We start from the raw sequence: 13,449 nt of genomic DNA, 5'->3' as shown, positions 1-13,449 counted from the left end.
GAACTTCGTTCTCTAGCATCCACGTACCTAGACTACGAAGGAAACTGTGAAACCCTTTCCTTTCACCTGGTTTTGGGATACACCGACTGCATTCATGTACTTACATATGATAGAATGCATCGATGAACTATGGTTCGTCAGTTTTGTGAATGGTGGGCGCATTCGAAGAAAAATATAAAGGGATTCTGAGGTAGGTCTGCCGTGAAGAACGTAATCATAAATGGCATTACCAACATCCGTTTCTAATGGGAGAATTAAGGGTCTGTTTGTTTTACGTTGAATGATATGTATCTCATCGTTCTTCCAGTCTATGTTAGTAAACTTCAGATTTACAATATCCGTGGAACGAAGACCGGTGTTCTTTGTCAACAGTAAAATAGCATAATCTCTCTTTCCGATAGCTGCCTCTTTATCTACTGCATTGAGGAGTGCATCAACTTCGTCTCGCGTAAATCCAAAAATAACTTTCCTCCTAGGTGCGACAACAGTCTGGAAGGCTGATAACAGATTATTCTCTGTAAGATATGTTTCCTTAAGGAATTTGCAAAAGGAGCGCAACGCGGTCATTACTCCATGCATCCCAGATGGATGCTTATTGGATATATAGGGGATGAAACCACTTGCAGTTTTCTGTGTTACAGTAGAAAAATTCAAATGCCCAATATCTTGAACATACTTTAAAAACTGAAAATTAATTCCTTTATAGATTTCGACAGTACTGTCTGAAAGACATCCCTCTTTTTTCTTAGTGGTTACATAAGTTTGTAATATTACCGCGAAGTTAGTTTTCAGATCATTAATTTTCCAATTGCGTAGTTCTCTCCACTCAAGGGTTCCAGTCATAAAAACTTCTTCCATCATAGAAGTAGCTTTCCGAAGATAACTGAAACCATGATAAGATAACTGACCATTTTCGTATTTTAGCGAGCCTGAAGTACACAGCATTTCAAGGACTCAACTGAAATATTTTCCTGATTACAGGTAGCAAAATACGAAAGGATTGGTTGAATTCCTGTTTTTTCATAGTACTCTAAGGTTGCAGGACTGAAACCGAATGTAACCATAGCCGCTTTAATTTGATCACAAAGAACCGAGAACTCAAAATTTTTCAAAGAGAATTGCCACCATACTTTATAAAGTCAGGGATTTTATTTCCTGCTATTATAACTAAGTGCCCTGGCGGATGGTGACTTAATCATTTTGAATGTAACATTATTGGGTTGGGAAATTTCAAACTTAGACAAAACAGAAAAATATTATCCCGAAGTTTCTTAAGCGAAATCCGAAGAAAACCTAGTAAACAAGGTTATTCTGAGGGTATGTTTCAATAAATTCGGGATAACATAATCTTCGGGATAAAGCCCCTTATCCCGAATTCAAGATAAGGGGCTATTTGACGCTTACGCTTACACGCTTTTTACGTATAACGTGCTTTCTTTGCATATTGCTAATACTCTTCTTGTTAAACGGATTTCCTTCTGCGAAAGCTACAACCCAAGTTGCGAGCTATGAAAAAATTGATCATTTGCTGTGGTTCTCATGGTTTTTGGCGGGGCAAAAAGTGCAAGTTACTTTAGGGGCTAGCAATACCGCCGCGCGGAACACTTAGGTGCATTATTCGAGTCACGTTAGGTACCAGAGTTCGATTCCTCAGTCCGCTAATTTCCGTGAAAAATGGTAGCTGTTATCCGCTGTGCTTATTTGATTTAAGCTAACTATCAGAGAAGTTGTTTCGCTATAATTAAGTTAATGCTAGGATGAAATAGAATGCATGTATTGCCTTAGGATTTTATTACGCATTCACACTTTTCACCAGACGATATAACCACCCCAATCAAGACATTAAAATGAATAGAACCACCCTATACGTGTGAAAATAATGAAAGATGAGGTGCATAATGAATCGAATATTGCTTGTTGAAGATGATGAAAATTTGGTGTTTGGTATTGAATATACCTTAACGAGTGAAGGATATACCGTTGTTGTTGCTGGTAGCTTAGAAGAAGCCAAAAAGGCATTCAAGACAAATGTCGTCGATCTAATTTTGTTAGATGTGAATTTACCGGATGGTTCTGGGTACGAACTCTGTAGGGAAATCCGGGCATCGTCTCAGGTTCCCATCATATTCTTGACTGCTTTGGATGAGGAGACAAATGTTGTTGTAGGGCTTGATTTGGGAGCAGATGATTATATGACCAAACCGATCCGGACCAAAGAACTTCTATCCAGAATGAAAGCCGTATTAAGGCGAAATCATAAACCTAAGGATGAAGTAAATAGATGGATATCCGACGATATTGAAGTCCGAGTTCTCGAAGGAACTGTCTTCAAGTGCAATCAAGAGCTTTTGTTGACGGGGTTGGAATATCGATTACTATTAATGCTAATAACTCACCCGAAACAAATTTGCAGCAGAAGTACCCTTCTTCACAGTCTTTGGGATATGTCAGGAGAATTCATTGATGACAATACCCTTTCGGTCCACATCAGAAGGTTAAGAGAGAAAATTGAGGATGTTCCTGCTGCACCGAAATATATCATTACCAATCGAGGAGTCGGATACAAATGGAATGCAGATGTCATAGGACGATAAACCATGATTGAAGTCGTCCGTAATCCAGAGTGGAAGTCCATCGCCGGTAAAGTCATTGTATTACAAGTATTGTTAGCGGTACTCGTGTTCGTTTTTATGAGTCAGCAAGTCGGGCATATCAATAAGGCCATAGTTAATCAGAATGTTGCGCTGATTGGTCACGTTTTAAAGAAAGAGCCGCAATTAGAAAATGAAATCATACACTACATCACTCAGGGAGCCCAAGAACATGAAGTAACAGAAGGCAAAAGGATATTGGCGCAATATGGTTACAACGAAGAGATGTCAGTCGAAGATCAACCAGCCCTTTCAGGCATCGCATTGCCCAAGATTACGGCAGCTCTCGTTTTTCTTCTTGTCATTCCATTCATGCTGTTGTTGCTATGGGAATATCGTAAATTGTTTGGCAAGATCAGGACCGTTGCCGTTGCCGCGGAGGAGGTCGTAGAACATCATTTCGACAAACCGCTTCCCGAGAACGATGAGGGCGACTTTGGTTTTTTAGGACGCAGCTTCAACGCCATGGCGGGAAGGTTGCACAACAGTCTCGAACAACTGAAACAAGAAAAAAGATTTCTGCGCAACTTACTCTCCGATATTTCGCATCAGCTCAAAACGCCGTTGGCATCGCTAATTGTTTTTAATGAGAATTTGCTAAATGGTCCAAATATGAAAAATGAAATGAAAATGAAATTTCTAGAACGGAGCCAACAGCAACTTGAACGAATGGAATGGCTGATTATCAGTTTACTGAAGCTGGCGCGGGTCGAAGCGGGTGCAATCGTGTTTCACAAGGAAGAGACTCGATTAAGGGAACTGATCGAAGATGCAGTACAGTCGTTGCGATTGTTATCTGAGCAAAAGAGGCAAACGATCTGTATCAGCGGTGGCGAAGAAATGCTCGTAAAAGCGGATGCGGAATGGCTGACAGAAGCTTTTATTAATTTGATCAAAAATGCACTGGAGCATACCCAGAGAGACGGGGAAATCAAGATCGTTTTGGAAGAAAAAGCACTATTTTTTACGGTCAGTGTTCGCGATAACGGGGAGGGTATTTCCCAGGAAGACCTGCCTCATATTTTCAAACGATTTTATAGCGGGAGAAGCGCAACAAAGCCACAAAGCATTGGCATTGGATTGTCGTTAACCAAGTCAATCATTGAAGGACAAGGCGGGATCATAACGGTTGATAGTAAACCAGGAGAGGGGACCGAATTCAAGATTTCGTTCATTAGAGGAAACGGGTGAAGAGGAAGCTTACGAAAAAGTAAGCTTCCTCTTCACTTTATCGTAAGCTTCGAGGCTTATACTAACAAAGAGAAACGTGAAACATAAGCTTAGGAGGTAGACAGGTGGATATACTAAAAACCGTGAATTTATGCAAAACCTATGGAAGCGCAGAGGCGAAGGTTGAAGCATTAAAAGATGCAAATTTCTCCGTTCAACAGGGAGAATTTGTTGCTATCGTAGGGGCCAGCGGATCAGGGAAGAGCACTTTGATGCATCTATTAGGCGGGGTGGACCGCCCGTCTGGCGGACAAGTCATCATCGATGGTACGGATATTTATAACAAAAAAGAAGCGGAGCTCGCTATATTCCGGAGACGAAAGATTGGATTTATTTTTCAATCCTACAACCTGATCCCGGTCCTATCTACGGAGGAAAATATTAAGTTGCCGCTATTATTGGAGAACAAAAAGGGTGATGAAACATATGTGCAGGAATTAATGGGGATATTAGGCCTCACCGAGCGAAGGCACCATCTTCCATCCGAATTGTCAGGCGGACAACAGCAAAGAACAGCTATTGGACGTGCTTTAATCAATAAACCCTCGATTATTTTAGCGGATGAGCCCACCGGAAATCTGGATAGTAAAAGCAGTAAGGAAATCATGGAGTTACTAACGTTCTCCGTTAAAAAATATCATCAGACATTAATTATGATCACGCATGATCTAAATATTGCCAAAACCGCAGATCGAGTCGTAAGAATCGAAGACGGCCTCCTTCAACAGCCAAATGAGGTGAATGAACGTTGAATAGCTACATGGGTCTTACCGGGAAATATTTAAAGGGACAGAAAAAAAGATCGCTGCTTACGATTTTCGGTATTATCTTGTCGGTTACGTTGCTCACATCCATTGGAACGATCGGGATGAGCTATTGGGATAAATTAATCAGACAAACCATAAATCACTACGGAGATTACCACGTCTCCATCAATGGCATTTCAGGAGAAGCCGTCCCGAAGGTAAAAAACAATGCATCCGTGGAAAGTGCCGGCGTCATCAGTAGGGAAGGATACGCCATCATTAAGGAAACAAACGAGAAGGAAATGCACGAAAATCCGTTTGCCGCACCCTACCGATACTTGAATGTCAAGGGATATGATGCGAATGCGATATCCATGCTTCAAGTACAGCTCGACTCAGGCAGGCTGCCTAAAAATCCGAATGAGATTGTCCTTTCATCATCGAGTTTGAGTCTCTTTTCAGAAAAACCGAAACTTGGCGATACGATGGAGCTCAAGCTTGGGATTCGGAAGGTGGCGTCCACCGGTGAAGACAAGAAAATTAACGGACTTGGTGATTTTGGCTGGGATCTTGACGAAGCTTTCCAAGCTCAATCTCAAAAAGAATATACCATCGTCGGCTTTATGAAGCCGCCAACGGGGAATTGGTCTTCCAGTTACATCTTTCCTGCCATTACTTTCAACGATTACAAGACCATCGACAACAAGAAAAAGTACTTCGTTTATGTCAAAATGAAATCTTTGAATGGAATCCAAAAGAAAACGGAAACCATCATGTCCTCTTTACAGCTGGGTAATGCCGAACAAGGTTCTGCTATGCAACTGGATAAGGATAATTTTATTAAGAATGTAAGAATTGAGTACAATAATGAGCTACTTAAATTGTATGGCAAAAGTATTTATAAGGGGGTAAACAACAGTCTAACCCTTGCGTTTGTCGCAGTTATTGTGATTATTATGATTTGTACGATTGCTGTAATCTATAATACTTTTCATATTTCTGTACTGGAACGAATTTTGCAATTTGGCATGCTGAGATGTATTGGAGCTACACCAACCCAAATTCGCAAAATTGTGATGCAAGAAGCGAGACTATTGAGCTTGATCGGCATACCTATCGGGCTTCTTACGGGGACCCTTTTTATGAAGTTATTGTTCTACAATATCAGCTTGTTAACATTAGGTTTCTTAAACGATATGAGAATGGTCATCTCCATACCGATTCTGATTGCTGCCGGTTTATTAGGCTTGCTGAGCGTATTTTTTTCCGCCATTGGACCAGCAAAACAAGCAGCTCGCGTATCACCTCTGGAAGCGCTAAAAAGTACGGGGAACACGAAGGTTGAACATATCACGAAGGTCAAAAAGTCCCGGTTCGTTAAAAAGCTGTTTGGCATCGTAGGGCAATTCGCCAGCAGGAACTTGCAGCGGAACAAAAAACGGTTCCGGATAACAGCCTTTTCCATGATTATTAGCATTACTTTGTTTATTGTATTTAGCGGTTTGGTTGATTTTCTGCGGCAAGCAACACAGATCTCTGGTGCTCAGTATTCTTATTCGCTTTCCTATGATGGCCCTTCAAAACGAATAGATGATACCGTGTATCAGCATATTGCTAAGCTTGATGCTGTTCAACAAGCTTACAAGTATTACAATGATCAAGTAGAGGCAATCATCCCTAAGGATAAGGTTGATCCCAAATATTATGAATTAAGAAAGGGTCGATATGTCGTTGCTGAAGGCGAGGGGTATCGAACAGATAATAATTTCCTTACGTCCTATGGAGACAATGGCTTGGATGCTCTGCAATTCAAACTCACGGCCGGAAAGATCGACAAGGAGAAAATGAACCAAGAAAACGGAGTTGTCGTTCTACAAAAAGTAAGCACGAATACGGAAAGTGGAAAACAACTGATTATCGATCAAACCCGCTTTAAGGTTGGAGATCGCATCAAAATTCGAGCAACGAACGGAGACCGAAAAGTTTACCAAACCGTGACAGTGGCCGGAATCGTTGATCAAGATTTGTTGATGAAGGGATATACTAGCAGTGAAATTATTTCATTCATTACGACGTCGGAAGTTTATTCCAAGATTATGGGGATCGACGCATATTCCAGAATCTTCATTCTTGCAAATCCGGATATATCGAACCAGCCTATAACAGACTATCTCAAATCGTTAAATGAAAAAGACGCAGGATTTAACTACAATGATCGAGTGGCGGAAGTAGCCCAAGCCAAAAACGACGCAATGACTTTCAGCATCTTGCTTTACGGTTTTATTGGTGTCATTGTGTTAATTGCTTTCTTGAACATTGTGAATACAGTGAGTACGAATCTCATTCTTCGTACGAAAGAGTTTGCGGTTCTCAAGGCTATCGGCATGACGCAGCATGAAGTGAGGAAAATGATTGTTTTAGAAGGCATATTTTATGGTCTGTTTGCCGCCGTGATCGGGATTATCATAGGGACAGCTCTGAATTATGGAATACATGTTCTCTTCGCAGGTGCTTTGGATACAGCCTGGGTGATCCCATTGGACAGTATTGGCATTGCTTTCGCGGGTGCGATGATTACGACGCTCGTCGCAACGATTTGGCCGATGTACAGGTTAAATAAAGTAAATATCGTAGATGCTCTTCGGAGGGAGAATTAGATTATAGGGTACCCTGCAGCAAGTAGATGATGCCTTCTTTCAGGTAAGGCAGGTCGAATAAGGGAGACAGTGATCATGGGGCAAACAGCTCCAGACGAATCTCACCCTTATACCAGCGCGTGAAGGAATGTGAGACAACTAAATTGTATTAGCAGTAGCTTTGTAGTGGGGGAATAACCTATGAATATACAAGTCAAAGCATCAATATTACGACGACATGAAGCGTTATGTTATCAAATCTGTTATTACTACACCCAAGATGATGAGCTTTCCATTCAAGCAGCTTGTGAGGCTCTATTAGAGGTAGCTCACAATTCAGATTTCTTTACCGATACTCACGAGGGACAAAAGAAAAAAGTCATGTTGGCTGCGGTCCGCTCTACTTTGAAGATCGAGGCGATTGCGTGATTCACAAGGTGGTGAGAAGATGGGAATTGTGCCACTACAACGAGAAAAATGGTCTTGGTTCAGGAATTGATTTTATGCGGATCGATGGCCGCGGTGATCCCTATCCGGATAGAGAGGTGATTATACCGATGAAACACAATGGTATCATTTGATTTTAAGGTGTACTGCTGGTAGTGATAGCAGAACTGCGAATACATGAGTGGAATCTCTTGGCTGGACCGGCATTGCTCACAGTACTCGTTCCAGAGCAAACTAAGCGTTACGCCGCTTTTCGCCATCTCTTTGTGGATGTACGCGTAATCTGGTTGCTTGCGCCTGGAGGATTGGACTGGCTCGGCAAAGAGGCGCCCTCGAAGCTCTCCATCTGTGAGCTCCATTCCTAACGGCCAGGCGATTCCCAGTTCGCTTGCGCGTTCAATAATCTTGGAGACGGTGTTGCGTGAGCAGGCGCAACTGAGGGCGATGTTACGTTGGCTGATTCCTTGGCTGTGCAGCCGCAGGATTTCACGGTATTGGGTCATAGTGACCTCCTCTGAATGATTAGCGTTATCTTGCAACAACGCATAAGGTTCATTCTAGCAGGAGGTCATTTCGGTGGCTCATCCCGCCCGGAAGGGTGGCTCAAAAACGGCGGAGACGTGGCTCTCATTCACCGGAACGATGGCTCAATTTGCCCCGGAGTTAAATTCAAACACTTAATGAAAGAAGGCTCATATAAAATGTATGTTTATATGGGCCATCCTTCATTACGGTATTTCCTTTTGGTAATTTCGTATAGTACACGCTTACGTTGTAACCGCTCCTGTAATTCCCAACTACAATATGTCCATCTCAATCCGGCTAATCCGTTTTTTGTTCATGGGTGCAGCCGCCTCCTTTGGGATTTACGGCTTGACCATCGGCTTTCTCCTGCTTATCGTGCACTTATGCAGTCTGCAGTCGCTCGGTGTCCCATATATGCGTCCATATGCGCCGTATTCGAAGAAAGAACAGGTAGACGGTATGTTCCGTAGTCCCTATTGGTCAAGCTCACGGAATAAACGCTCGAAGGATGGAGTTTAAGATGAGAAGATCGGTAATGATGATCTGTGTCCTGACCTTAATGACAACACTATTGTCTGGCTGCTGGAGCAGAAAGGAGTTAGGTGATTTAGCTGTAGCAATCGGTCTCGGAATTGATAAATCCGACAAAGGGTATCGCGTGACGGTGCAGATTGTTGCACCCAGCATGGCTGCTGCCAGCACTGGAGGGGGGAACTCGGGATCACCTGCACTGGTTGTGGAAACGGAGGCGGTGACGGTTATGGAAGCCTTGCGCAAACTGACGACGAAGCTGCCGCGCAAGATTTATTTATCACATTTAAGCATCCTTCTGCTGGACGAAGCTACGGCCAAAGCAGGTATCCTTAAACCTCTGGATTTCATGTTCAGAGATCATGAGGTCAGACTTGATTTTAATGTTGCGATCGTCCGAAACGGAAGTGCTTCAGAGGCTTTGTCCATTATGACACCCCTTGAACGATTGCCCTCCAGGGATTTGTATGATTCTTTAAACGGCTCACATAAGTTTTGGGCTCCCACTTCCGCCGTGAGGCTGTTAGATCTGATGAAATGGTTTGATTCAGAAGGACAAGAAGCGGTGTTAACCGGCCTTTATTTAGAAGGTAACCTTGAGAAAGGGAAAACCAAGGAGAACGTGGAGGTTATTAACAGCCCACTCAAATTTGAGTTTAGAGGCATAGGTGTTTTTAAGTATGATTATTGATAGGTTGGCTTAATGAGGCTGACAGTAAAGCCTACAACTATGTGATAGGAAAGGTTAAGTCTACAGTTGGAAAAGTGGAATGTCCAGATGCCAAGGGGGATTTTGTAATGGAAGTCCTTAATGCAGAGTCTAAAATCACCCCCCATATAAAAGATGGGGAACCTTCTGTTACTGTGGAGATCAGAATTGAGGCCAATGTGGCTGAGGTAGAATGTAATCTTGATTTAGAGAGCAGGGAGGGCTTAAGAGCGATGAAGGAACTAGCCATACAAAAACACAGAAATTGATTTCAGAGGGAATACGTACGGTGCAGAAAGAGTATGGCGCAGACATTTTTGGGTTCGGGAAAAAGTTCCACCAAAAGTATCCTGTGTACTGGAGAAAATGGCATGATGTATGGAATGAGAAATTCAGTGAAATGGAAGTAGACGTCAATGTGCACTATGAGATCAAGGGAAGGGGAAGAATCGTGAGTCCAATTCTGAAGGCAGACGTCAAATGAATTTATTTCTGGTCCGGACTCCTCTACTGCTATGGGCATGGAAATTCCGGCAGTATCAGGGGGCGCGGGCAAAGGTACAAGAGAAAACGATTGTGTATAGCTTTTATGCCATTGCGTTTGGTCTCAGTATCATGTCTATGAAGCACTGGATAATCCCGGATTTAATGAGACCTTTAATTATATTGTACCCGAGCTCACACTTGGCACTGAATTTGGGCTAGCATGAATTTGAAGGAAGGGGAAATCAGGTGAGCTCTCGACAGTTTACTATGCTGCTTACACTGTATTATTGGGGAAGTGCTCTACTTACTCTTCCCTCTATGTTAATCGGGATCTCGGGAAAAGATGCCTGGGCCTCCATCCTTATTGGCTTGCTGGTCCAACTATTGATCATCCGCTTATCTGTGGCGCTTTTCGTCCAAATGAACGTGTCCGCTTATCGTGTTTACTGTTCATAAAATAAGGTATAGAGATAACTAAAACTCACCTAACTTTATAAGTGTCCTTATATACGACGATAACGCATTCTTTGCAATCGCTGCTGTAGGTTTCCGTCGGTACATCTATATTTATCCGAAGTTCACTCCCTAATAGAAAGTTCAATCATATGCTGTATCTCCAGCCGTGTCTCACAGGGATTACTGTACTCGTTGCTATAATCTCATGAATTTTAAACTAAGCCCAGAAGCGCTCGATGACAATATTGTCTTTTGCGCAGCCTTTGCTGTCCAGGTTACGCTTACCAGATACGAAAGTTGAGTTAGTTAGATAAATATGCATCCAAAAAAACACCAACACCTCGCTCAACGCACCCGCTGATTTGAGCATCGGATGGATCCTCAATCATGCCGAATAGACATTTTTCCACTAGCTCTGATTCGATCAAGGCTATATAGTGTGATACAACCATCCCTGTATTCCTCATTTTCATCTTTCGAGCATTCATTTCTTTCTCAAAGTGCGCGGATAACAAATCGAGAACTTTCCTTTGTCCCTCTTCAAAGAATAAAATTCCAATGTCAGAGCGCGCGGACTCCCCAATTAGCATCCGGTTGATGGCAATCGTATCCGGACTACATCGTTGATGCAAATAATGCTCCCCGAAAATCTGTAGCACTGTCTTAAGATCATCATTTTCTGTCAATATGGACTTTATTGTTGTTAATTCGGGTTGAACGGACTGTTTGACCAATTCTGCAAAGACTTCTTGTTTTGATGAAAAGTAGTTATATAAAGTTGCTTTAGAACCGCCTACACGCGCAGAAATTTCGGACATGGATACGTCATGTGAAGCACTTTCTTTTAGCAATTGTAATGCTACATCAATTATTTCTTTTCTCTTGTTTTCACTTTTGGTTCTCAAAAAAACAGCTCCTTATATAATCTGAAAATTCTGAATTCATTATAAAATTTGAAACCAGTATCGTCAAATAAGAAAATGCTAGCTCGTAAGCAAAATGGAAATATTGACGGTTAGTAATTTCCTCGTTATAATTAAACTGTACCGTACAGTTTAATTAATTGGAGGTTTGATTATGAGCGATAGTAAATCAAAGTATTGGATTGAAAACAGATTGGAACAAAAAGGACTTATGCCTAAGTTAGTTAAACAAGAAATTGAAAATGAAGTTAGGCAGGATATTTTGGAGTTTTTAAGAGTACAAGAGGTTGCTAGTCTGGCAACAGCAACTCCAACTCATTGGCCACTTGTTCATGCTGTACATTTTGCCACAGTCGCAGATGAAGAATACAGACCTGTGTTCTACTTATTTTCTGTTCCTGGTACCAGAAAGGTGCATAACATCAATGTAAATACACAGGTTTCATTATCCGTATATAATCTGCCAGGATATGAAAATAGAAAGCAGGCAAAGGCATTTCAATTTATGGGAATCGCCAAAATTGTTGATGACGCAGAGGAACTAAAAATAGCGTTGGCAGCTCAAAGAAGTAAGCCAGGGTATGAATTTACTGAATATTTACCTCTAGAAAAACAACCTTGCATACGAGTAGATGTTCTATATGGCACGTGGATGGATCAATCAAGGAAACACCCGCTTGTATCAATAGATTATCTGCGGCATGTATAGTATCATTTGCTGGAGCTTCATTTAAAGTCACTTTCTCTCTCTTGTTGCAAATCTAAGGGAATCGATCCTTATTATTTTCATCCGTACCCGCAACGTCTATATTACAGATGAGGGGATTAATATATGAAGAAACTACATGCGTTTGCTAGCATTATATCTTTTCTATGTATTTCCAGTTTTTTAATATCTACTATTATAGTAGATTTATTCTGTAGTTATGAAACGATCGCTATACTTAAAAGTTTGATTGTTCTACCAGGATTGATCGTTTTGATTCCAGCCATAGCACTAACTGGGGCAACGGGCTTCAGAATATCTAGGGGTAGAAAAGGAAAGATTATTGAAAAGAAAAAGAAACGTATGCCATTTATTGCTTTGATCGGTATATTAATTATGATACCTTCTGCAATATTACTTAATATGTGGGCATCAGCAGGTGAATTTGGCACGAAATTTTGGTGGGTTCAGCTGATTGAAGTCGTGGGCGGTGGTGTCAACCTATTCCTAATGAGTATAAACATGAAGGATGGATTCGTTCTTACTGGAAAGTTAAAACTTAAAAGATAAAAGCCTTCGTAACAGCGTTTCTGATATGCAATCCTACAATATGATGATGAATCGAGCATGGAAATTCCGCTTTGTAGGCTTTGGTCATGACATAAAAACTAGGGCGGACATTATGAGTGTCCTTCGGTGGCAGCATCACACCAAAGGGGATTTAATGCTGCCTTCTTTCCTATCTGAAATGATTACCGGAACAGTACGCAGATACCCGGCTCCCTGAAATAACGGGTCAGCTTCGGCTCACGGCCGCAGTTTAGTTTTTGGCCCAGACAGCCGATACATTGGAATTGCTGTACTGTCCTTGAGACAAGTTTTAAATATATAGCTATAATCCCACTGGTCTTGAATATCTGCTGTCGAGCGGTACATATGTGCGCCTGATTCCCGAATCCAATGATATACATCATCTTCTCCCCAGTTACATGCCGAGAAGAAAATATTTCGCCCACAGTTTTTAAGAGCCAGGCTCATCCATTTATACAGCAGTACTACGGAAATATGCCGCGGTTTGAAGCAATAGTCGTATTTAAGAAAATCTACGCCCCATTCAGCATACTGCTGCGTATCCGCAAATTCATGCATGAAACTTCCCAGATAACTGGCGCAAGTGTGGGTGCCGACGCAGGAATACATGCCGAAATTTCAAGCCTCTATCGTGAATATAGTCAGCCAGCGTTTTCATGCCGCTTGGAAACTTGGCCTCAGGTACAAACCGGCCTTCCAGCTTGATTTCCGCCCACCATCCCCCTATTTCTCCTTGAAAGAATCCAGTATTTGTGATTTTATTGGAAACCCAGTTTGAACCGACCTACAGGATCAGGGTAAATACCGACTTC

The 13,449-nt window shown here is 41.9% G+C and carries 14 protein-coding genes and 1 pseudogene; 11 read left to right on the top strand and 4 right to left on the bottom strand.

What is annotated here, in order from left to right; translation table 11 throughout:
- Positions 1-27 precede the first annotated feature (27 nt).
- Positions 28-861, bottom strand: coding sequence for a tyrosine-type recombinase/integrase (locus MKY12_RS22520; protein ID WP_339310928.1), 834 nt, complete (start codon positions 859-861; stop codon positions 28-30).
- A 1,037-nt stretch (positions 862-1,898) separates the two neighbouring features.
- On the opposite strand from MKY12_RS22520, the gene MKY12_RS22515 reads away from it, so the two are divergent.
- From MKY12_RS22515 to MKY12_RS22495, 5 genes are all read left to right on the top strand, one after another.
- Positions 1,899-2,594 (top strand): response regulator transcription factor, encoded by a 696-nt coding sequence (locus MKY12_RS22515; protein WP_339310926.1) that lies wholly within the window; start codon positions 1,899-1,901, stop codon positions 2,592-2,594.
- A gap of 3 nt (positions 2,595-2,597) precedes the next feature.
- On the top strand, positions 2,598-3,842 hold the full coding sequence (locus tag MKY12_RS22510; protein WP_339310924.1) for a HAMP domain-containing sensor histidine kinase: 1,245 nt from the start codon (positions 2,598-2,600) through the stop codon (positions 3,840-3,842).
- Positions 3,843-3,946: 104 nt separating this feature from the next.
- Positions 3,947-4,633, top strand: coding sequence for an ABC transporter ATP-binding protein (locus tag MKY12_RS22505; protein ID WP_339310922.1), 687 nt, complete (start codon positions 3,947-3,949; stop codon positions 4,631-4,633).
- An 8-nt stretch (positions 4,634-4,641) separates the two neighbouring features.
- Entirely contained in the window at positions 4,642-7,284 is a 2,643-nt protein-coding gene (locus MKY12_RS22500) for an FtsX-like permease family protein (RefSeq protein WP_339310920.1), read from the top strand.
- A gap of 180 nt (positions 7,285-7,464) precedes the next feature.
- Positions 7,465-7,692: a hypothetical protein gene (locus tag MKY12_RS22495; protein WP_339310919.1), complete on the top strand. Its 228-nt coding sequence runs from the start codon at positions 7,465-7,467 to the stop codon at positions 7,690-7,692.
- 59 nt (positions 7,693-7,751) lie between these two features.
- Here the strand turns inward: MKY12_RS22495 and MKY12_RS22490 are convergent, their stop codons facing one another.
- A complete protein-coding gene (locus tag MKY12_RS22490; protein ID WP_339310918.1) occupies positions 7,752-8,213 on the bottom strand; it encodes a helix-turn-helix domain-containing protein in 462 nt (153 codons plus the stop codon).
- Positions 8,214-8,466: 253 nt separating this feature from the next.
- On the opposite strand from MKY12_RS22490, the gene MKY12_RS22485 reads away from it, so the two are divergent.
- The 3 genes from MKY12_RS22485 to MKY12_RS22475 are packed head-to-tail and all read left to right on the top strand — an operon-like array spanning position 8,467 to position 9,744.
- Positions 8,467-8,754, top strand: coding sequence for a spore germination protein (locus MKY12_RS22485; protein WP_339314951.1), 288 nt, complete (start codon positions 8,467-8,469; stop codon positions 8,752-8,754).
- 1 nt (position 8,755) lies between these two features.
- Complete coding sequence (locus tag MKY12_RS22480; protein WP_339310917.1) at positions 8,756-9,457, top strand: hypothetical protein; 702 nt, start codon at positions 8,756-8,758, stop codon at positions 9,455-9,457.
- Between the two features lie 41 nt (positions 9,458-9,498).
- A complete protein-coding gene (locus tag MKY12_RS22475) occupies positions 9,499-9,744 on the top strand; it encodes a Ger(x)C family spore germination C-terminal domain-containing protein (RefSeq protein WP_339310915.1) in 246 nt (81 codons plus the stop codon).
- A gap of 975 nt (positions 9,745-10,719) precedes the next feature.
- Here the strand turns inward: MKY12_RS22475 and MKY12_RS22470 are convergent.
- The gene (locus MKY12_RS22470) at positions 10,720-11,322 is read right to left on the bottom strand and encodes a TetR/AcrR family transcriptional regulator (protein WP_339310914.1); all 603 of its coding nucleotides are present in this window, start codon (positions 11,320-11,322) and stop codon (positions 10,720-10,722) included.
- Positions 11,323-11,494: 172 nt separating this feature from the next.
- On the opposite strand from MKY12_RS22470, the gene MKY12_RS22465 reads away from it, so the two are divergent.
- The 3 genes and pseudogenes from MKY12_RS22465 to MKY12_RS22455 form a co-directional block, all read left to right on the top strand.
- Positions 11,495-12,049, top strand: coding sequence for a pyridoxamine 5'-phosphate oxidase family protein (locus MKY12_RS22465; protein ID WP_339310912.1), 555 nt, complete (start codon positions 11,495-11,497; stop codon positions 12,047-12,049).
- A 123-nt stretch (positions 12,050-12,172) separates the two neighbouring features.
- A complete protein-coding gene (locus MKY12_RS22460; protein ID WP_339310910.1) occupies positions 12,173-12,616 on the top strand; it encodes a hypothetical protein in 444 nt (147 codons plus the stop codon).
- Between the two features lie 7 nt (positions 12,617-12,623).
- A pseudogene (locus MKY12_RS22455) lies at positions 12,624-12,743 on the top strand (sugar phosphate isomerase/epimerase); the annotation flags it as partial.
- A 110-nt stretch (positions 12,744-12,853) separates the two neighbouring features.
- Here MKY12_RS22455 and MKY12_RS22450 read toward each other — a convergent pair.
- Positions 12,854-13,195 carry a hypothetical protein gene (locus MKY12_RS22450; protein ID WP_339310908.1) on the bottom strand — a complete coding sequence of 114 codons (342 nt, stop codon included), beginning with the start codon at positions 13,193-13,195 and terminating at the stop codon, positions 12,854-12,856.
- Between the last annotated feature and the right edge of the window lie 254 nt (positions 13,196-13,449).

It is taken from the genome of Paenibacillus sp. FSL M7-0896, assembly GCF_037975415.1.
GTDB lineage: Bacteria > Bacillota > Bacilli > Paenibacillales > Paenibacillaceae > Paenibacillus_AQ > Paenibacillus_AQ silagei.
This window is presented reverse-complemented; position numbering and strand designations above follow the sequence as displayed.

Excerpts from the sequence above, each read along its gene's own strand:
- MKY12_RS22520 (WP_339310928.1), bottom strand. The coding sequence starts at position 861 with ATGATGGAAGAAGTTTTTATGACTGGAACCCTTGAGTGGAGAGAACTA.
- MKY12_RS22515 (WP_339310926.1), top strand. The coding sequence starts at position 1,899 with ATGAATCGAATATTGCTTGTTGAAGATGATGAAAATTTGGTGTTTGGT.
- MKY12_RS22510 (WP_339310924.1), top strand. The coding sequence starts at position 2,598 with ATGATTGAAGTCGTCCGTAATCCAGAGTGGAAGTCCATCGCCGGTAAA.
- MKY12_RS22500 (WP_339310920.1), top strand. The coding sequence starts at position 4,642 with ATGGGTCTTACCGGGAAATATTTAAAGGGACAGAAAAAAAGATCGCTG.
- MKY12_RS22495 (WP_339310919.1), top strand. The coding sequence starts at position 7,465 with ATGAATATACAAGTCAAAGCATCAATATTACGACGACATGAAGCGTTA.
- MKY12_RS22490 (WP_339310918.1), bottom strand. The coding sequence starts at position 8,213 with ATGACCCAATACCGTGAAATCCTGCGGCTGCACAGCCAAGGAATCAGC.
- MKY12_RS22480 (WP_339310917.1), top strand. The coding sequence starts at position 8,756 with ATGAGAAGATCGGTAATGATGATCTGTGTCCTGACCTTAATGACAACA.
- MKY12_RS22465 (WP_339310912.1), top strand. The coding sequence starts at position 11,495 with ATGAGCGATAGTAAATCAAAGTATTGGATTGAAAACAGATTGGAACAA.
- MKY12_RS22460 (WP_339310910.1), top strand. The coding sequence starts at position 12,173 with ATGAAGAAACTACATGCGTTTGCTAGCATTATATCTTTTCTATGTATT.
- MKY12_RS22450 (WP_339310908.1), bottom strand. The coding sequence starts at position 13,195 with ATGCATGAATTTGCGGATACGCAGCAGTATGCTGAATGGGGCGTAGAT.